Origin of the sequence: Terrabacter sp. C0L_2 (assembly GCF_036352015.1) — a bacterium.
Lineage (GTDB): Bacteria > Actinomycetota > Actinomycetes > Actinomycetales > Dermatophilaceae > Terrabacter > Terrabacter tumescens.
Genome location: NZ_CP143557.1, coordinates 2,143,594 through 2,162,380, shown reverse-complemented (window position 1 = coordinate 2,162,380; position 18,787 = coordinate 2,143,594). Strand labels below are relative to the sequence as shown.

Annotated in this window: 16 protein-coding genes and 1 tRNA gene; 4 read left to right on the top strand and 13 right to left on the bottom strand. The window is 72.2% G+C overall.

The genetic code is table 11. The annotated features are described in order from the left end of the window. Positions 1–166: 166 nt before the first annotated feature. Both U5C87_RS10025 and U5C87_RS10020 read right to left on the bottom strand, forming a co-directional pair. Positions 167–481 carry a hypothetical protein gene (locus U5C87_RS10025; protein ID WP_330476426.1) on the bottom strand — a complete coding sequence of 105 codons (315 nt, stop codon included), beginning with the start codon at positions 479–481 and terminating at the stop codon, positions 167–169. A gap of 6 nt (positions 482–487) precedes the next feature. Continuing rightward, positions 488–1,372, bottom strand: a complete 885-nt coding sequence (locus tag U5C87_RS10020; RefSeq protein WP_030196428.1) for a Bax inhibitor-1/YccA family protein — start codon at positions 1,370–1,372, stop codon at positions 488–490. Between the two features lie 177 nt (positions 1,373–1,549). Between U5C87_RS10020 and U5C87_RS10015 the strand changes: the two genes are divergently transcribed. After that, positions 1,550–1,624: transfer RNA gene (locus U5C87_RS10015), tRNA-Leu, on the top strand. Positions 1,625–1,817: 193 nt separating this feature from the next. Next, on the top strand, positions 1,818–3,413 hold the full coding sequence (gene mptB, locus U5C87_RS10010) for a polyprenol phosphomannose-dependent alpha 1,6 mannosyltransferase MptB (RefSeq protein ID WP_030196424.1): 1,596 nt from the start codon (positions 1,818–1,820) through the stop codon (positions 3,411–3,413). A gap of 37 nt (positions 3,414–3,450) precedes the next feature. Here the strand turns inward: mptB and U5C87_RS10005 are convergent, their stop codons facing one another. The 4 genes from U5C87_RS10005 to eno are packed head-to-tail and all read right to left on the bottom strand — an operon-like array spanning position 3,451 to position 7,056. Continuing rightward, positions 3,451–4,443: a Ppx/GppA phosphatase family protein gene (locus U5C87_RS10005; RefSeq protein ID WP_330476425.1), complete on the bottom strand. Its 993-nt coding sequence runs from the start codon at positions 4,441–4,443 to the stop codon at positions 3,451–3,453. Next, the gene (locus U5C87_RS10000) at positions 4,436–5,002 is read right to left on the bottom strand and encodes a DUF501 domain-containing protein (RefSeq protein ID WP_330476424.1); all 567 of its coding nucleotides are present in this window, start codon (positions 5,000–5,002) and stop codon (positions 4,436–4,438) included. The genes U5C87_RS10005 and U5C87_RS10000 overlap by 8 nt, the downstream gene beginning before the upstream one ends. Positions 5,003–5,039: 37 nt before the next feature. Beyond that, complete coding sequence (locus tag U5C87_RS09995; protein ID WP_330476423.1) at positions 5,040–5,750, bottom strand: FtsB family cell division protein; 711 nt, start codon at positions 5,748–5,750, stop codon at positions 5,040–5,042. Positions 5,751–5,754: 4 nt separating this feature from the next. Next, positions 5,755–7,056, bottom strand: coding sequence for a phosphopyruvate hydratase (gene eno, locus U5C87_RS09990; protein WP_330476422.1), 1,302 nt, complete (start codon positions 7,054–7,056; stop codon positions 5,755–5,757). 370 nt (positions 7,057–7,426) lie between these two features. Between eno and U5C87_RS09985 the strand changes: the two genes are divergently transcribed. After that, positions 7,427–8,863 (top strand): sugar transferase, encoded by a 1,437-nt coding sequence (locus tag U5C87_RS09985; protein WP_330476421.1) that lies wholly within the window; start codon positions 7,427–7,429, stop codon positions 8,861–8,863. Between the two features lie 38 nt (positions 8,864–8,901). On the opposite strand, the gene U5C87_RS09980 is transcribed toward U5C87_RS09985, so the two are convergent. From U5C87_RS09980 to U5C87_RS09950, 7 genes are all read right to left on the bottom strand, one after another. After that, positions 8,902–9,885, bottom strand: a complete 984-nt coding sequence (locus tag U5C87_RS09980; RefSeq protein WP_330476420.1) for a MazG family protein — start codon at positions 9,883–9,885, stop codon at positions 8,902–8,904. Positions 9,886–9,901: 16 nt separating this feature from the next. After that, positions 9,902–10,459, bottom strand: coding sequence for a hypothetical protein (locus tag U5C87_RS09975; RefSeq protein WP_330476419.1), 558 nt, complete (start codon positions 10,457–10,459; stop codon positions 9,902–9,904). Between the two features lie 33 nt (positions 10,460–10,492). Next, positions 10,493–14,137 (bottom strand): transcription-repair coupling factor, encoded by a 3,645-nt coding sequence (gene mfd, locus U5C87_RS09970; RefSeq protein ID WP_330476418.1) that lies wholly within the window; start codon positions 14,135–14,137, stop codon positions 10,493–10,495. A 54-nt stretch (positions 14,138–14,191) separates the two neighbouring features. Then, positions 14,192–14,785 carry an aminoacyl-tRNA hydrolase gene (gene pth, locus U5C87_RS09965; RefSeq protein WP_030196397.1) on the bottom strand — a complete coding sequence of 198 codons (594 nt, stop codon included), beginning with the start codon at positions 14,783–14,785 and terminating at the stop codon, positions 14,192–14,194. 156 nt (positions 14,786–14,941) lie between these two features. After that, a complete protein-coding gene (locus tag U5C87_RS09960; RefSeq protein ID WP_330476417.1) occupies positions 14,942–15,625 on the bottom strand; it encodes a 50S ribosomal protein L25/general stress protein Ctc in 684 nt (227 codons plus the stop codon). A gap of 274 nt (positions 15,626–15,899) precedes the next feature. Next, complete coding sequence (locus tag U5C87_RS09955; protein ID WP_330476416.1) at positions 15,900–17,003, bottom strand: metallophosphoesterase; 1,104 nt, start codon at positions 17,001–17,003, stop codon at positions 15,900–15,902. Between the two features lie 20 nt (positions 17,004–17,023). Then, the gene (locus tag U5C87_RS09950; protein ID WP_330476415.1) at positions 17,024–17,956 is read right to left on the bottom strand and encodes an EamA family transporter; all 933 of its coding nucleotides are present in this window, start codon (positions 17,954–17,956) and stop codon (positions 17,024–17,026) included. Positions 17,957–18,197: 241 nt separating this feature from the next. On the opposite strand from U5C87_RS09950, the gene U5C87_RS09945 reads away from it, so the two are divergent. Then, on the top strand, positions 18,198–18,758 hold the full coding sequence (locus U5C87_RS09945) for a CGNR zinc finger domain-containing protein (protein WP_330476414.1): 561 nt from the start codon (positions 18,198–18,200) through the stop codon (positions 18,756–18,758). Positions 18,759–18,787 lie beyond the last annotated feature (29 nt).

Genomic DNA, 18,787 nt, shown 5'->3' with positions numbered 1-18,787 from the left:
GTCGAGTGGGCGCCTTCCCTCCGGGGAGGGTGCCCATTCGACGTGTGAGAGGGATGCGGCGGATGGAACGCCCGATGGTCCTGCACCCGGTGGGGTGATGACCACACCTGACGCAGGACCATCGGCGCGATCATTCGCCCGCGGGCCTCGGGAGTGGGCACCCGACCTAGAGCAGCCTGCGTATGCCGGCCAGGGCGTCCGCGACCACGGCTGGGTCGGCGTCCGGCTCGGTCACGAACACGTCGTGCACCATCACCGCCAGCTGGTCCATGACGACGGCGGGGCCGAGGTCGGGCACGGGCCTGGACTCGAGCCCGCGTGCCCCGGCCACGCGGTCGGCGAGCGCCTGCACGACGGCCCGGACGGACGGCATACGCGAAAGCGCGTGGTCGAGCGGCAGCTGGTGCCACCGCTCGACCACGCGCCGGAACTCGTCGGACACCTCGTGCGGGGTCGGCGAACCCGCGCGCGAAGGTGTCATCGGATGTCAGTCGCGCAGGCGCGCGAAGAGGCGGACGAACTCGATGTAGAGCCAGACGATCGAGACGATCAGGCCGTGCGCGAGCAGCCACGAGTACTTCTTCGGGGCACCCACCTTGACGGCGTTGTCGATGGTGTCGAAGTCGATGGCCAGCGAGTACGACGCGAGACCGACACCGAGGATCGACAGGCCGATGCCGAGCATGCCGCTGCCACCGAAGCCCCAGCCGTCGATGACGCCGGTCATGAGCAGCACGACCTGCAGCAGCGAGAAGAGGCCGTAGCCGACGATCGCGAAGAAGAACATGCGGCGGGTCTTGTCGTTGACCTTGACGAAGCCTGTCGCGTAGCCGACGTACATCGCGACGAAGACGCAGAGCGTCGCGAGGACGGCCATCTGCACGACGCCGTCGTACTGCGGGATCGACGCGATGTACTGGCTGAAGGCGCCGAGGAAGGCGCCCTGCAGCACGGCGTAGACCATGAGCAGCGGCACCGACACCTTCTTCATGAAGGCGATGACGAAGCCGAGGATCAGCGTGCCGAACATGCCGCCGAGCCAGAACGGCAGCGTCATGTCGGTGTTGGCGTCGGTCCAGAACCACGAGACGCCGGCGACGGCGACCGTGACGACGAACAGCGTGAGGCTCTTGACGACGACGTCGTCGACCGTGACGCGGCCGGTGTCGACGGGGCCGGCGCTCTGGCGCGCGTACATCTCGTTCAGCTGCTGGGCCGTCATCGCGTCCTGGGTCGCGTAGCCGGTCGTCGCGGCCTGCGTGCCCTGCTGCGCCGGCTGCTGCGGACTGCCCTGGGGCGCACCGAAACCGGCGTAGCGCTCCTTCTCGATCTGCTTGTTGAGCCGGTCGAAGACCGGGTTTCCACCTGCCATGTGAGTGCGCTCCTAAAAGCACTGGGTGCCACGACCCGCGAATGGGCGTGACGACTGTCCCCAAGAGTAAGCGAACGCACCCCACCAGAAGGTTCCCGACCGAAACCTCTGAGCGCGCCGCGTCGTCCGGGAACCGACCTTCGGCACGGCACAGCAGCACGGCATACTGAGGGCCGCGCCCCCGTGGCCCAATCGGCAGAGGCAGGCGACTTAAAATCGCCAACGGTGAGGGTTCGAGTCCCTCCGGGGGTACGAGACCGGCGTCGCTGGTCCCGGCACGGTTCGGTAACGGCCACGCCCACTCCTCGGCGGGTACGGCGGGCACCCACCCGCTCCGCCTAGACTGACCTTCGAGAACGAGGTCCAGGGGCCCCTCACGTGCTCCGTCATGGACTGTGACGCACCCTCCGGGTGCAACCCCTCAGACCACATGAAGGAGCAGCGGGTGCTGGAGCATCGTGTCGCCGAGGCGACGACGACCGCTACCGCGCGCACGCCCCTGCACCCGTCCTGGGAGCTCGACCCCCGCGTCGTGGAGTTCGGCCAGCGTCTCGCAGCGGCCCTGCGCCGCACGTGGGCCGACCCGATGGTCCGTCGTGGCACGCTCGGCACGACCCTCGTGGCCGCCGGCTCCATCAGCCCCGCCTTCCTGCCCGCCGACACCTTCGAGCTGCCGGCCTCGCCGCTCATCGAGCGCTTCGGCCTCGTGTGGCTCGGCTCCGGCGCGGGACGGGTGCTGACGACGATCCTGCTCGCCGTCGGCATGGCCATCCTCGTCGACGCCTGGCTGCGGATGCGCCCGGTGCACGGCCGCAAGGCACCCTCGATGGCCTGGCTGCTGTGGAGCCTGCCGATCATGCTCGCGCCGCCGCTCTTCAGCCGCGACGCCTACAGCTACGCCGCGCAGGGCCAGATCGTGCTGCGCAACATGGACCCGTACGCAGTGGGCCCGTTCTGGGTGCCGGGGCCGTTCGCCGACCAGGTCGACCCCATGTGGGTCGACACGCCCGCCCCCTACGGCCCGCTCGCACTCCAGGTGCAGCACCTCGTCGTCAGCATCTTCCCGGAGAACGCCTACGTCTCGGCCGTCGCCATGCGCGTGCCGGCGCTGCTCGCGGTCGGCCTGCTCGCCTACGCCCTCCCCCGCCTCGCCGAGCGCTACGGCGTGAGCGGCCGCCATGCGCTGTGGCTCGGCGTGCTCAACCCGCTCGTCATCATGCACTTCGTCGGCGGCGCCCACGGTGACGCCGTCATGGTCGCCCTCGTGACGCTCGCGCTCCTGCTCGGCAGCCGCGGTCAGTTCATCACGGCCGCCATGACGATCGCGGCCGCCGCCGCCTACAAGCAGACCGCGGTGCTCGCGCTCATCGGGATCGTGGGCATGGCGCTGCAGGCCCAGTCCGACCTCGCACCCGGTGCCTCCGCGCGCCTCAAGGCGATGGCGCGCCACGGCCTCGTCTACGGCGGCATCACCGCGGCCACCTTCACCGCGATCACGGCCGTCTCGGGCCTCGGCTGGGGCTGGATCCCCAACCTCTCCGTGCCGGTCTCGCTGCGCTCGATGCTCTCCCCGCCCACCTTCGTCGGCAGCGTCGTCGAGTGGCTGCTGCGCCTCGCCGGCATGCCCGAGAGCGTGACGTCGGCGCCGGTGCCGATCGCCCAGACCATCGGCCTCGTCGCCGGTCTCGTCGCCATCGCCTGGATCGCCTGGCGGGTGGCGCCCCGCAACCCCGTGCTCGCCACGGCCGGTGCGCTGCTCGCCCTGTGCGCCTCGGGCCCGGTCATCCACCCGTGGTACCTGCTGTGGGGCGGTCTGCTCCTCGCGGCCGTGCGCCTCTCGGCCAAGCACGTGCGCGCCGTCGTCTTCGTGACGCTCTTCTTCGTCACCTACGGCGTCGTGGACGCGACGGTCTCCAACGGCACGTGGGCGCTAGGCGTCTCGGCGGCGCTCTGGATGGCGGCACGGCTGCGCGCCAACCGCCGACGCGCGCACGAGCAGTCCGACCAGCCCGTCATGGCTGCCGCCCTGCCGCGTCGCTGACGACCGGCGACGGGCGACGGGCGACAGGCCCCAACCGTCAGGCGCGTCGTGCTGCGCTCAGCGCGATGCCGTCGAGGATGTCGTGCTCCGACGTGACGACCTCGGTGACGCCCGCGCGGTCGACGACCCGCTCGACGACCCGCCTCCACACCAGGGCGCCGGCGCCGATGACGTCGACCCGGCCCGGGTGCATGTACGGCAGCTCGGCCCGCTGGGCGCGTGGCATGGCGAGCAGCTCGTCGCAGGCGACGACCATGTCCGCCGGCGCCGACCGGGCGAGGTGGATGCGCTCAGGGTCGTATGCCGTGAGGCGCCGCAGGTGCGCCGTGATCGTCGTGACGCTGCCGGCGAGACCGACGAGCGTCGCCACCCCGGCGAGCGGCACGGCGGACTCGGCGACGTCGAGAGCCGCGTCGATGTCGCGCGCGGCGGCGCCGATCTGCTCGTCGGTGGGCGGGTCGCCGACGAGGTGGCGCTCCGTCATGCGCACGCAGCCGATGTCGACCGAACGGGCGGCCTCCACGTGGTCGGTGCCCCGGACAAGCTCGGTGGAGCCACCGCCGAGGTCGACGACGAGGTACGGACCGGAGACACCCTGGGCGGCCAGCCCGCCCGTCGCCCCGGCGAACGAGAGCGCGGCCTCCTCGTCGCCGGACACGACCTCGGGCGACACCTCGGCGCCGTAGTGCTCGGCGAAGGCGGCGCGCACGCCGTCGATGAACTCGGCGGCGTTGCTCGCGTCGCGCGAGGCGGAGGTGGCGACGAAGCGCACGCGTGTGGCGCCCAGCTCACGGCACGCCGCGGCATACTCCCGCGTCATGGCGAGGGTGCGCTCCATCGACTCGGGGGCGATGACGCCGGTGCGGTCGACGCCGTGGCCGAGGCGCACGATCTCCATCCGGCGGCGCACGTCGGTCAGGGCCCCGGTGGTGGGGTCGACGTCGGCGACGAGCAAGCGGATCGAGTTGGTGCCGCAGTCGATCGCGCCGACGCGGACGGTCGCGCCCCCGGCGCCCGTGGTGTCACTCATCGCCGGCCTCCCGGGCAGCACCTGCGGCAGCATCCTCGGCGGCGTGCAGGGCGGCGCACGACGTGGGCCGCCACCAGTCGCCCAGCATCGCGAGCGCCTCGTCACCCAGGGGGTTGACCCCGGGGCCGGCGGCCAACGAGTGCCCGACGAGCACGTGTAGGCACTTGACGCGGGTCGGCATGCCGCCCGCCGACACGCCGTCGATCTCGGGCACGTCGCCGAGCTCGGCCCGCTGCGCGAGGTAGTGCTCGTGCGCCCTGGCGTAGGCGGCAGCGAGCTCCTCGTCGCGCCCGAGCCGTTCGGTCATCTCCTTCATGACGCCGGCCGTCTCGAGGGTGCTCACCGCGCCGGTGAGGCGGGGGCACGTGGCGTAGTACGTCGTCGGGAAGGGCGTGCCGTCGGGCAGGCGGGGCTCGGTGCGCAGCACGTCCGGCTCGCCGCACGGGCAGCGGTGCGCCACGGCGGCGACCCCGCGCGGGCGCCGTCCGAGCTGGCGCTCGACGGCGTCGAGGTCGGCCGTCTCGACGGGCGGCAGGGACGGACGTGCGGGGTTGCTCACGCGGTGCTCACTTCTGGTCGGTCGGGACGGACCGCGGTCACTTGGTGCGCGTGACCCCGGCCGTGGGTCGGTCGGCGATCTGGACCGACTGCCACACCTTGCCGTACCACGGCGAGGCGGCGTTGGCCAGGGGTGCGGCCACGACAGGGCGCGCGGGCGCGGGAGTGCTCGCGCGGTCCGCAGCGGGGTCGATGACCGTGTAGGCACGGTCGCCGACGCGGACGAACTTGAGGCGCTCGCGCGCCTGGACCTCGATGTAGGCGGGGTCCTTCCACAGGGCGGCCTCGTGCTCGAGCTGCTGCACGCTCTGGCGCTGCTCGGCGACCTTGTCGGCCAGAGCGGCCGTGTCGCCGCGCTGCTGCACGAGCGAGCGCAGCGTCGGCACGATGGTCACGGCGAGCATGACGAGGATGCCGAGCAGGATCGCGCCCCGCACCCACGCCGTCGAGGCCGAGGGCGGGGTGGTCTGGGGAGTGCGCGGCCGCGCCGCGAGGGCCGGCCGCTCCTTGCCGGCTCCCGGGCGGCTCGCGCGGGCGGCACCGGGGCGCGACTGTCCCGGGCGGGTCGCCGACGAGCGCCCGGCCGTGGCGCGGGTGCCCGAGCGGCCGGACGGGGTGCGCGCTGCGGACGTCGAGGCGCCCTGCGACCCGGACTTCGAGGTCGGACGGGCTGCGGCCGGCCGCGCGCCACCGCCCGAGCGGCCCGCGGATGACGGGCGGCCCGGGCGGGACGGCGTGCGGTCGGCCACGAGGTCAGCCCTCGGCGCCGAAGCGGCTCGCGTCGAAGCGCGGGAAGGCGCCCGTGCCGGCGTAGACCGCGGCGTCGTCGAGCTCCTCCTCGATGCGCAGCAGCTGGTTGTACTTCGCGACGCGCTCGGACCGGGCCGGGGCGCCGGTCTTGATCTGGCCGCAGTTGGTCGCGACGGCGAGGTCGGCGATGGTGACGTCCTCGGTCTCGCCCGAGCGGTGGCTCATCATGCAGCGGTAGCCGTTGGTCTGGGCCAGGGTCACGGCGTCGAGCGTCTCGGTGAGCGTGCCGATCTGGTTGACCTTGACGAGCAGCGCGTTGGCGGTGCCGGTCGAGATGCCGCGGCCGAGGCGCTCCGGGTTGGTGACGAACAGGTCGTCGCCGACGATCTGCACCTTGTCGCCGAGGAGCTCGGTCATGGACTTCCAGCCGTCCCAGTCCTCCTCGTTGAGGGGGTCCTCGATGGAGACGAGCGGGTAGGCCTCGACGAGCTCGGCGTAGTAGGCGACCATCTCGTCGGCCGACTTGCTGGCGCCCTCGAAGGCGTAGGACCCGTCCTCGAAGAACTCGGACGCCGCGACGTCGAGCGCGAGGGCGATGTCGCGTCCGGGCTCGTAGCCGGCCGCCTTGATCGCCTCGAGGATGAGGTCGAGCGCGGCGCGGTTGGACTCGAGGTTGGGGGCGAAGCCGCCCTCGTCGCCGAGGCCGGTGGCAAGGCCGCGCTCGCTCAGGACCTTCTTGAGGGCGTGGTAGACCTCGGCGCCCCAGCGGAGGGCCTCGCGGAACGTCGGCGCACCGACGGGGGCGATCATGAACTCCTGGATGTCGACGTTGGAGTCGGCGTGCGACCCACCGTTGAGGATGTTCATCATCGGGACGGGCAGCACGTGGGCGTTGGGTCCGCCGACGTAGCGGAAGAGCGGGAGCCCTGCCGACTCGGCCGCCGCGTGCGCGACGGCGAGCGAGACGCCGAGGATGGCGTTGGCGCCGAGGTTCTCCTTGTTCGCGGATCCGTCGAGCGCCATCATCTCGGCGTCGATGAGGCGCTGCTCGCTCGCGTCGAAGCCGACGAGTCGCGGGTTGATCTCCTCGATGACCGCGTCGACGGCCTGCTCGACGCCCTTGCCGAGGTAGCGGCCCTTGTCGCCGTCGCGGCGCTCGGAGGCCTCGAAGGCCCCGGTGGAGGCGCCGGACGGGACGGCCGCACGGGCGAACGTGCCGTCGTCGAGACGGATCTCGACCTCGACGGTGGGGTTGCCGCGCGAGTCCAGGATCTCGCGGGCGCCAATCTCCTCAATGCTGGCCACTTGGCTCTCCTGTGCTGGTGCTGCTCTGGGGTGGTCTGGGGTGCTGTCGGGTCGGGTCAGGTTGCTGGGACGAGCGTAGCCCGTGCGGTCCGCACCCCGACGGAGCGACCCGGCATACGGGCAGGTGGAATGCCAAGCGGCACAGACCGGTACGTACCGGACAGCGGGACAAAAGCACCCCTTCCAGTGCAAAGTTTTTTACCTTTTCCTTACCAAAGCCTGACCGGTTCCGGGCATACTCACAACTAGCCATCCGGGGGGGTGGAGCTGGTCGTAATAGGGCACCAGTGGGTGCCGGGGGTGGGGTATCAACATGGGTCAACCCATGCGCGAGTCGGGGGTTGTTCTTCTAGATGTGAGTGCGCGTCCCGTGACGCAGCCACTGAGTGAGAGGAGTCGGGGGCAGCGGCTGCTGCAGCTGGGGATCGCAGGTGGGGACCTGCTCCTCATCACGGCAGCGACGGCACTGGCCGCCGTGGGGCGCACGAGTCTCGACGTCTTCGACGTCGCGAACGACGTCAACCAGGTCGCCCAGTCGGTCGGCCTGTGGATCGTGGCCGCGTGGATGGTCGCCAACCTGGCGCTCGGGACCTACACGAGCAGCCACCTCGGCGTCGGCACCATCGAGTACGCCCGCGTGCTCAGCGCCGCAGGACTCACGGCCGGTGCCATCGGCATCCTCAGCTACCTGACGAAGTTCAACCTCTCGCGAGGCTTCTTCGTGCTGATCTTCGCCATCGGCGTGCCGCTCGTGCTGCTCTGGCGCTGGTACGCCCGTCGCCTCGTGCACCGCGCCCACGCCCACGGCCACCTGGTGACGCGGGTGCTCATCTCCGGCTCGGCCTCGCACGTCGACGACGTCGCCGCCGTGCTCGAGCGCGAGACGTGGCTCGGCTACCGCATCGTCGGCGCGCTGACGCCCTCGTCGCAGCCGACCCCCGCGACACCCCGCGGCGTCCCTGTCGTCGGCACGACGGCCCAGACGGCCGAGTCCGTGCTCGCCGAGAAGGCCGACATGGTCGTCTTCACCGAGGGCGCCTTCCCGTCGGCCGTCGACTTCCGGCGCATCGCCTGGGACCTCGAGGGCCACCACGTGCAGATGGCGGTCGTCCCGAGCCTCAGCGACATCAGCTCGGGCCGGATGGCGATGCGCCCGGTCGGCGGGCTGCCGCTCGTGCACGTCGAGCAGCCGCAGAGCCTCGGCGCCTCCCGCGGTCTCAAGCGCGCCTTCGACTTCGTCGGCGCCACGCTGCTGCTCGCGCTCGCCACGCCGATCATGGTCGTCTTCGCGATCGCCACGAAGCTGCAGGACGGCGGACCGGTCCTCTTCCGCCAGACCCGCGTGGGTCGCGACGGCGAGCTCTTCGAGTGCCTCAAGTTCCGCAGCATGGTGGTCGACGCCGAGGCGCGGCTCTCCGGGGTGACGCACCTCAACCAGAACGCCGACGGCGTGCTCTTCAAGGCCCAGCGTGACCCGCGGATCACCCGGGTCGGGGCGTTCATGCGGCGCTTCTCCATCGACGAGCTGCCCCAGCTGATCAACGTCGTCAACGGCGACATGAGCCTCGTGGGCCCGCGGCCCGCCCTGCCCGCCGAGGTGCGTCGCTACGTGCCCGACGTCCAGCGACGCCTTCACGTGCGCCCCGGCATGACCGGCCTGTGGCAGGTCTCCGGCCGCAGCGACCTCTCGTGGGACGACACCGTGCGCCTCGACCTCTACTACGTCGACAACTGGTCGATCGTGCAGGACCTGTCGATCATGGCCAAGACGATCCACGCGGTCGTCCGCTCGCGCGGGGCCTACTGACCCTCCACCGACCCGAGGGCGTATGCCGTCCGGCGCGCTCAGTCGCCGGAGCGCGCTCCCCCACTCGCCTCGCTGGCGGCCTCGAGCCGACGCAGGGTGTCGCGGAGAGCCGCTTCGGCGTCGACGCCGTCGACGCGGGCGCGACGCACGAGGTCGAGCAGCTGGGCGCCGAGGTCACCGGCGGCGACCGCCTCGTCGACGAGGTCGTCGCGCCCCGAGCGGTGCAGGCGCGAGACGTACTTCTCGGCCCGGGCCAGGGCCGGGAGCGAGACCGGCACCCCCTCGAGCGGGTGGGTCCGGTGCTGCTTCTCGGCGGCCTTGATCGACTCCCAGTTGGCCTCGACGGCGTCGGCGGTCTCGGCCTCGACGTCGGAGAAGACGTGCGGGTGGCGCCGGACCAGCTTGTCGACCAGTCCCCCGGCGACGTCGTCGATGTCGAACGGCTGGCTCGGGTGCTCCTCGGCGACGCGGGACTGGAAGGCGATCTGCAGCAGCAGGTCGCCGAGCTCCTCCTGCATGTGAGCGGGGTCGCCGCTCTCGATCGCCTCGATGGCCTCGTGGGCCTCCTCGAGCAGGTAGGGCACGAGCGAGGCGTGGGTCTGCTCCGCGTCCCAGGGGCACCCCCCGGGCGAGCGCAGGCGGTCCATGACGGCCACGACGTCGAGCAGGCGCGCGCCGGGCACGTCGAACGAGCCGATGAGCAGCTCGACGTCGGGCGGCTCGGGCAGCCGGGTCACCTCGACGGCGATCGCGTCGCTGAGGCCGGGGTCGCCGTCGGACGAGCCGACCCACACGACGTCGCCCGTCTCCGAGGCTGCGACGAGGTCGCGCGCGAGGTCGGCAGGATGCCCGTCCTCGCGGGGCCGGACCTCGATCCCCGCCTCGACCAGAGCGGCCGTCTGCGGCTCGTCGGGACGCCCCCACACGGCATACGCCGCCTCCAGACTGCGCCACGCCTCACGCGTGAGCAGCCCCGGGGCGACGCGAGGGGTCGTGACGAGCAGGACGACGCGGGCGGTCACGACGAGGGCGGCAGGACTACTGCGCGGGCGTCGCGGCCGGGGCGGGGTTGGCGCCGGCCTTGACCCAGTTGGGGGTCTGCTGACCGAGGGTGAAGTAGACCGGGCCCTGATCGGACGGGACGATCGCGCCGTACTTCGGGTTGACGCTGATGTCGGCCTTCTTGAGGTCGGCGCGGTAGGCGGCGACGTCGGCCGGCGTCATCTTCTGCGACTGGATGAGGGCGACCGCCTCGACGAACTCCTTCGTCGTGTCGGTGGCGCCGGGGATCGAGGAGATGACCGAGGCGTAGGTCTCGTCGGGCTTCCAGCTGCCGGAGGAGGCGACGGCGTCCTTGAGCAGCGGCGCCGCGACGAGCGCGGTGACGACGATGTTCTCGGCGAAGTCGAGCTTGGCCGCCTTGAGCTGGTCGAACGTCTCGCGGACGTCGGACTCGTGGATGACCGTGCCGTTGACCACGGCGGCGGCCTGCTGGCGCGTCTCGAAACCGCACCCGCCGAGCAGCGACGCGGCACCGAGAGCCACGATGCCGACGACGGCCACGCGCTTCGCGGGTTGAGCAGACCAAGCCTTCACGAAATTCCTCCTCTGGCGGATGCGTCTGACATCCTACGGTGCTCCCACGGCAGACCTGGCCGCGCCTGACGATGCGGACGATGCGGCGGCGATGTCGTCGAGCAGGACCGCCTGGATCAGCTGCCGCGCCCACGTCAGCACCTCGACGTCGCGCAGCGGCTTGCCGCCGACGCGGGCCGTCATCGGCGCCGGCACGAGGATCGTGCCGAGCGCCTCCTTGACGAGCGTGCCCGGGTAGAGGCGCATGAGCCGCAGCTGCTGGCTCTCGCGCAGCTCCTTGACCGGGCCGAAGCGCACGACCTTGCCCTGGACGCCGATGTCGCCGATGCGCGCGGCCCGGGCCACGACCCGGAGCCGGGCGACCTCGAGGAGGTTCTCGACCGGCTTGGGCGGGGCGCCGTAGCGGTCTCGCAGCTCGGCCTCGATCTCGTCGACCGCCTCGAAGGTCTCGACGGTCGCGAGCTTCTTGTACGCCTCGAGCCGCAGCCGCTCCCCCGGCACGTAGTCGTGGGGCAGGTGGGCGTCGACGGGCAGCTCGATCTTGATCTCGGCCGGGACGTCGACGGAGTCGCCGCGGAAGTCGGCGACGGCCTCGCCGATGAGCCGGACGTAGAGGTCGAAGCCGACACCCTGGATGTGGCCGGACTGCTCGCCGCCGAGCAGGTTGCCGGCGCCGCGGATCTCGAGGTCCTTCATGGCGACGGCCATGCCGGAGCCGAGGTCGGTGTTGCTCGCGATGGTGCGCAGACGGTCGTGCGCCGTCTCGGTCATCGGCTTCTCGGGCGGGTAGAGGAAGTAGGCGTAGGCCCGCTCCCGCCCACGGCCGACCCGGCCGCGCAGCTGGTGCAATTGGGACAGGCCGAGGACGTCGGAGCGCTCGACGATGAGGGTGTTGGCGTTGGAGATGTCGAGCCCGGTCTCGACGATCGTCGTGCAGACGAGCACGTCGAAGCGCTTCTCCCAGAAGTCCTCGACGACCTGCTCGAGCCGGTGCTCGCCCATCTGGCCGTGCGCCGTGGCGATGCGGGCCTCGGGCACGAGCTCGCGCAGGCGCGCCGCGGCCTTCTCGATGCTGTTCACCTTGTTGTGGACGAAGAAGACCTGCCCCTCGCGGAGCAGCTCACGCCGCACCGCGGCCGTGATCTGCTTCTCGTCGTAGGCGCCGACGAAGGTGAGGACCGGGTGACGTTCCTCGGGCGGTGTTGCGAGAGTGGACATCTCGCGGATGCCGGTGACGGCCATCTCGAGCGTGCGCGGGATCGGCGTGGCCGACATCGACAGCACGTCGACGGCCGTGCGCATCGTCTTGAGGAGCTCCTTGTGCTCGACGCCGAAGCGCTGCTCCTCGTCGATGATGACGAGCCCGAGGTCCTTGAACTTCGCGTCCTTGGCGAGCAGCCGGTGGGTGCCGATGACGAGGTCGATGCTGCCGTCGGCCATCCCCGCCATGACCTCCTTGGCCTCCTTGTCGCTCTGGAAGCGCGAGAGGGAGGCGACCCTGACCGGGAACTGCGCGTAGCGCTCGGCGAACGTCTGCTGGTGCTGGCTGACGAGCAGGGTCGTCGGCACGAGCACCGCGACCTGCTTGCCGTCCTGGATGGCCTTGAAGGCTGCCCGGACCGCGATCTCGGTCTTGCCGTAGCCGACGTCGCCGCAGATGAGCCGGTCCATCGGGACCTGCTTCTCCATGTCGGCCTTGACCTCGTCGATGCTGATCAGCTGGTCGGGCGTCTCGACGTAGCCGAAGGCGTCCTCGAGCTCACGCTGCCACGGGGTGTCGGGGGCGAACGCGTGCCCCTTGGTGGCCTGCCGAGCGCTGTAGAGGCGGATGAGGTCGGCCGCGATCTGCTTGACGTAGCGCTTGGCCCGCGACTTCGTCTTGGTCCAGTCGGAGCCGCCCATCTTGTTGAGCGTGGGCTCCTCGCCGCCGACGTACTTGGTCACCTGGTCGAGCTGGTCGGTGGGCACGAACAGACGGTCACCCGGTTGGCCGCGCTTGCCCGGGGCGTACTCGATGACGAGGTACTCGCGGGTGGCGCCGGCGACGGTGCGCTGCATCATCTCGACGAAGCGGCCGACGCCGTGCTGCTCGTGGACGACGTGGTCGCCGGGCCGCAGCTGGAGGGGGTCGACCTGGTTGCGGCGGCGTGACGGCATGCGCCGCATGTCCTTGGTGGACGTGCCGCTGCCGGGCTGGCCGGTCAGGTCGGTCTCGGTAAGCACCTCGACGCGCGCGCCCTCGTGGACGAAGCCGCGCCCCAGCGGGGCGGTCGTGACGTGCACGGTGCCGGCCTCGAGGGAGTCGTCGCGCGAGGTGTCGAGGACCCCCACGGGGACCTCGTGCTCGCGCAGCACCTCGGCGACGCGCTTGGCGAGGCCGGGCCCCTCGGTGACGACGGCGACGGCCCAGCCGTCGCGGACGCGCTCGCGCAGGTGCGCGACCGCGCGGTCGGTGTCGCCGCGGAAGGCGTCGGGGTCCGTGGTGCGCACGGCGAGCCGCTGGTCGACGTCGTCGTCCTCGATGACGAGGTCGGCGTCGGCCACGAAGGGCGTCAGCGTCCACCAGGCGCGACCGGAGGACTCGGCGAGGGCCCGCACGTCGGCGAGCGACCAGTAGGAGGCGCTGCCGAGCAGGGACTGCAGGTCGACGGGGACCTCGTTGCCGGCGGCGGCGTTGGCCCAGCTCGCCTCGAGGAACTCCTCGCTCGTGGCGACGAGGTCGTGGGCGCGGCGACGGACGCGCTCGGGGTCGGCGAGCAGGAGGATGGAGCGCGGCGGCAGGACGTCGAGGAGCGACTCCATGCCGTCCACGAGCGCCGGCGCGAGGGACTCCATGCCCTCGACGGCGATGCCCTCGGCGACCTTGGAGAGCATCTCGGAGACGCCGGGCAGCTGGTCGGCGAGGGCACGGGCCCGGGCCCTCACGTCGTCGGTGAGCAGCAGCTCGCGGCACGGTGGCGCCCACAGGCCGTGGTCGGCGATCTCGAGGGACCGCTGGTCGGCGACCTTGAACCAGCGGACCTCCTCGACGGTGTCGCCCCAGAACTCGATGCGCACCGGGTGCTCCTCGGTGGGCGGGAAGACGTCGAGGATGCCTCCCCGCACGGCGAACTCGCCGCGCCGCTCGACGAGGTCGGTGCGGGTGTACGCGGCCGCAGCCAGCGCGTCGACGACGTCCTCGAGGGGGCGTTCGTCGCCCGCGCGCAACGCGACGGGCACGAGGTCGCCGAGGCCCTTGGTCAGCGGCTGCAGGACGGCGCGGACGGGCGCCACGACCACCGAGAGGGGGCCGTATGCCGGGTCGTCCGGGTCGGGGTGAGCGACCCTTCGCAGGACGGCAAGTCGCCGACCCACGGTGTCGCTGCGTGGGGAGAGCCGCTCGTGCGGCAGCGTCTCCCAGGACGGGAAGACGGCGATGCGCTCCTCGGCCAGGAACAGGCTCAGCGCGCTCGCGAGGTCCTCGGCCTCACGCGTCGTCGCGGTGACGACGACGACGGGGGCCGGCTCGGACGCGGCGTCGGGGCCGACGGCCTGTGCCTGCTGGGCCAGGGCGGCGACGAGGAACGGGCGCGAGCCGTCGCTCGCGGACACGTCGACGAGGCGGGCCCTCCCGACCTGGTCGAGGACGTGACGGACATCGGGGAGCGCCCGGAAGGCGGACAGCAGTGGGTGCGGCATCAGTCGTCCAGTCTAGGTCGGTGCGACGACAGCGCGGGACGGGGTGCGCCGTCGTCAGCGTGGGGCGTGGAAGCGCTGCTGGGCGTCGAGCAGGCCCACCTCGATCAGTGCCTCGACCGCGTCGGCACCCTCGTCGAGCAGGAACGGCAGGACGTCGGTGCGCTCGGCCTTGGAGAAGTCCTTGAGGACGAAGTCCGCCGGGTCTTGGCGCCCGGGCGGACGGCCGATGCCGAGGCGCACGCGGAGGTAGTCGCGCGTGCCGATCGAGCGGGAGATGGAGCGCAGGCCGTTGTGGCCGCCCTCACCGCCGCCCAGCTTGAGCCGGACGAGGCCGGCGTCGATGTCGAGCTCGTCGTGGAGCACGACGATGCGCTCGGGCGGGACGTCGTAGTACTTCGAGAGGCCGGCGACGGCGGAGCCGGACTCGTTCATGAACATCGACGGCACGGCCAGGACGACCTTGGGTCCGCCGACGCGCAGTCGCGTCTCGGCGACACGCGCCCGGGCGCCCTTGTGCGCCTTGAAGGTGGCGCGGCCACCCACGGCGCGACCGGCGATCTCGTCGACGGTCATCGCCCCGACGTTGTGCCGGTTGCCGGCGTAGCCGGGTCCCGGGTTGCCGAGCCCGACGACGAGCCAGGTGTCCATGCGGGTCCCTCGATCGGTGGTCAGCGGCCGTGGCCGTGGAAGGTGGTCAGGTCGTGGTGCGGGCACGGGCCCCGCCGAGCCGGAGCTCGGACGGGACCCGTGGACGCGTGGTCATGCTGTTGCGGCGCGATGGGCGCCGCGACGTGGGGACGAGGCTCAGGCCTCGTCGCCCTCGGCCTTGGCCTCGTCGCCTTCGGCAGCCTCGCCCTCGGCGGCCTCGGCGGCCTCCTCGTCGGACTCCTCGCGCTCGATGCCGGCCTCGGCCTCGGCCTCGGCGAGCTCGGCCTCGAGGGCCTCGGCGGAGATGGCCTGCGTGACGTTGACGACGAGCGCCTCCGCGTCGGTGACGAGCGTCGCCCCCTCGGGCAGCTCGACGGCGCCGGCGAGGATCTGCGTGCCGGCCTCGAGCCCCTCGACGGAGACGACGACGTTCTCGGGGATGCTCGTGGCGAGCGCCTCGACCTGCAGCGTGTTGTGGTCGAGCGTGACGACGGTCTCGGGAGCGGCCTCGCCCTCGAGGTGCACGGGCACGTCGACGGTGACCTTCTCGCCCTTGCGGACGACGACGAGGTCGACGTGGTCGATGACCGGCTTGATCGGGTCGCGCTGGACGTCCTTGGCGAGGGCGAGCTGCTCGTCGCCGTCGATGACGATGGTGAGGAGGGCGTTGGCCTGCTTGAGCGCCATCATCGTGTCGTGGCCCGGCAGCGAGATGTGCACGGGCTCGGTGCCATGGCCGTACATGACGGCGGGGATGTTGCCGGCGCGGCGGATCTTGCGGGCGGCGCCCTTGCCGAAGTCGGTGCGCTTCTCGGCGACGAGCTTGGTGTTGTCGGACACGGGGATCTCCTGGGTATCTCGGATGAGGCGGTCTCTCGGTGGTCGGCCTCGACGCGGGACGACGCGCGGTGATCGGCAGTGACGGAGCAGGTCGCTGAGGTGGTCCGCACGCAGAGGCGAACCCGACCGTGAAGAGCTTCCACGTCAGGCCACCGCGTCGATCACGGACCCCGGCACGCCCTGCCGTGGCAGCCGTGCACCGTCCCTCGCCGAGGCAACTGCTCGATCTTACGGGACTGCGGCCCAAGGCACGAAATCCCCTCCGCCGGCCCGCTCAGGGTGCGGTCGCACCGTGCCGCAGCGCGAAGGCGTCACCGGTCGAGCCGTCGCTGCGCACGAACGTCGCCCGCAGGTCGCCTGCTGTGGCCCGCAGGTCGAGGTAGCCGTAGGGGTCCGGCGTGCTGCCCGCACCCGCGCTGGCTGCGAAGTAGCCGGCCTCGGGGTCGGTGGCCCTGACCGGTGACGGCAGCCCGCCGCCGGTGCCGACCCCGACGAGGACGGTGCCTGCCCCGGCGGCGAGCGAGGTGCCGCGGTCGACGACGCACCCGGGCAGGTAGGACCCGATCGCGATGCGGGTGCAGGCGCTCCCCTCGGCGAGCTGGGCCGTGCGCTGGTAGAGGTGCTCATGGCCGGACAGCACGAGGTCGACGTGCTTGGCCACGAGCAGGTGCAGCAGGTCGGGGCCGATGTCGCAGGAGTACTTCCCGAGAGAGAGGCACGGCTTGTGCATGCCGACGACGACCCAGGGGATCTTCGCGGCGCGCGCCCCGTCGATGGCGCGCTCGGTCCACGCGTAGTGCTCCGAGCCCGCCGAGTAGTCCCACGTGCCGTCGGGGAATGTCAGGGCCGGCGAGACCAGGACGACCCGGACGACCGGGTCCTGCTGCGGGAGGTCGACGTAGTACTCGCGGCCGTACTGGCCGACGAGCCCGGGGAGGCGGTTGGGGAGGCAGGCGGTGAAGGCGTCGATGGAGCCGTTCTCGCCGTTGCTCTCGTGGTTGCCGGAGAGGAGCTCGAAGGGCAGGCCCGGCCGGGTCCGGGCGGTGACGAAGTCGCACCACGCCTCCTCCTGACCGGGCTTGCCGTAGGAGAGGTCTCCCAGGGCGAGGTGCGCGTCCTGGCCGACGCGGCCGAGGGCCGTCAGGACGCGGCCCGAGGCGACGGGGTCGACGCCGTAGTCGCCCGCGGCCGTGAGATGGACGGTCCCGGGCGTCCCGGGCGTCCCGGGCGTCCCTGGCGTCCCGGGCGTTCCCGGCGAGCTCGTCGGGGACGGCGTCGACGGCGTCGCGACGGGCGGTTCGGGGGCGGCGGTCGACGTGACGCATCCCGCGAGGAGGACGGCAGCCAGGGCGATGGCCGCCCGCGGGCGCCAGCTCATGGGTGCACCCTAGGCGGGACTCACGGGATGGGGCAGGGCTGGGTGAGCGGCGTCTCCTCGCCCGCCGTCCCACCGCCTCGCGCCTCGTCGGCGCGGACCGCCACGAGGCCCCCGACGATGAGCACTCCGCCGAGGAGCTGGACCGTCGTGGGCAGCTCGGCGAGCACGAGCCACGCGAAGAGCACGGCGAAGAGCACCTCGGTCAGGGCCACGAACGAGGCGACCTTGGCGCCGAGCATGCGCACGGCGGCGATGCCGGTGACGTAGGCGAAGGCAGCGGCCACGAGGGCGATGACGAGGACCGGCACCCACCAGTCGACGACGACCCCGCCGAGCGGCACGCGGCCGGCACCCCGGCTCATGTCGAGGACGCCGACGAGGCCGGCCAGGCCGAGGGACAGCGCGCCGACGGCGAGGCCTCCCCCGGCGAGGGCGAGCGGCGGCACGTCGTCGTCGACGTGGTCGGCGAGCAGGAAGTAGAGCACGAGGCAGACGGCGGCGCCGAGACCCCAGAGGACGCCGACGGGGCTGACGCTGGCGCCGCCACCGAGGACGTCGAGCACGAGCAGCAGACCGGCCACGGCGAAGGCCACGCCGATGACGGTGAGGCGGCGGGGCGCCTGCCGGTGTCGCAGCCAGAGCCAGCCGACGATGAGCACCGGCGCGAGGTACTCGAGCAGCAGGGCCACGCCGACCGACAGGTGGGTGACGGCGTTGAAGTAGGCGAGCTGGCAGCCGGCGACCCCGGTCAGGCCGTAGCCGACGACGACCCAGGCGTTGCGTCGCAGCGCCGGCCAGCGGCCGCGCAGCGACCACAGCGCGGGGCCGAGCAGGACGAGGGCGGCGAGGGTGATGCGCATCGTCACGACGGCCCCCGGCGACCAGCCGCCGACGAGCAGGGACTTGCCGAAGGCGCCCGAGGTGGCGAAGGCGGCGGCCGACACGAGTGCCACGCCCAGCCCCACGAGCGGGTGCCGGACCGGACGGCCGGGACGGTCAGGACGGTCAGGGCGCCCTGTCGACGGCACGCTCCGAGCCGTGGTCCCGACCGCTGCTGGCGCGTCGACCTCGACCCGTTCCGTCATGACCGTCCTCGTCGCTCCCCGCCGACGGTGCCGTGGGCCGCCTGCCGGATGTCATCAGCAAAACTCTTTAGACTCATGACAGTAGCGATCGTCGCCGTCAGGAGTCAACGTGCTTTTCACCCATGACACCGATATCGCGCTGGCGGCGGCCGCCGCCCTCGTCAACACGATGCCGGGCTCCGTGCCCGGTGACGACGCGCCCGACCGACTGACGAGCCTCGAGCAGCTCGACGAGCTCTACCGCGAGCAGGGGTGGACCGGGCGCTTCGACCGCGACGCCGCCGAGCTCGAGGCGGTGCGCGCCCTGCGTCCACGCCTCCGGGGCTTCTGGGACCACGACGAGGCCGGCGTCGTCGCGCTCGTCAACGAGCTGCTCGCCGAGGCCCGCGCCGTGCCGCAGCTCGTCGACCACGACGACGTCGGCTGGCACGTCCACGCCACCCCCGACGATGCGCCCCTCCCCCGCCGCATGGCCGTGGAGGCCGCGATCGCCGTCATCGACGTCGTGCGCGCCGGCGAGCTCGCCCGCCTCCGGGTGTGCGAGGCGGCCGACTGCGACGACGTCGTCGTCGACCTCTCGCGCAACCGTTCCCGTCGCTTCTGCGAGGGCGGCTGCGCGGCCCGCGCCCACACCGCCGCCTACCGCGCCCGCCGCGCCGCGCGCGTCTGAGCACCCCACCACGCACCGAGGGCGTATGC

Bases quoted from the DNA above. Each gene is read 5' to 3' on its own strand.
- U5C87_RS10025 (WP_330476426.1), bottom strand. From the start codon at position 481: ATGACACCTTCGCGCGCGGGTTCGCCGACCCCGCACGAGGTGTCCGAC.
- U5C87_RS10020 (WP_030196428.1), bottom strand. From the start codon at position 1,372: ATGGCAGGTGGAAACCCGGTCTTCGACCGGCTCAACAAGCAGATCGAG.
- U5C87_RS10005 (WP_330476425.1), bottom strand. From the start codon at position 4,443: ATGAGTGACACCACGGGCGCCGGGGGCGCGACCGTCCGCGTCGGCGCG.
- mfd (WP_330476418.1), bottom strand. From the start codon at position 14,137: ATGCCGCACCCACTGCTGTCCGCCTTCCGGGCGCTCCCCGATGTCCGT.
- pth (WP_030196397.1), bottom strand. From the start codon at position 14,785: ATGGACACCTGGCTCGTCGTCGGGCTCGGCAACCCGGGACCCGGCTAC.
- U5C87_RS09955 (WP_330476416.1), bottom strand. From the start codon at position 17,003: ATGAGCTGGCGCCCGCGGGCGGCCATCGCCCTGGCTGCCGTCCTCCTC.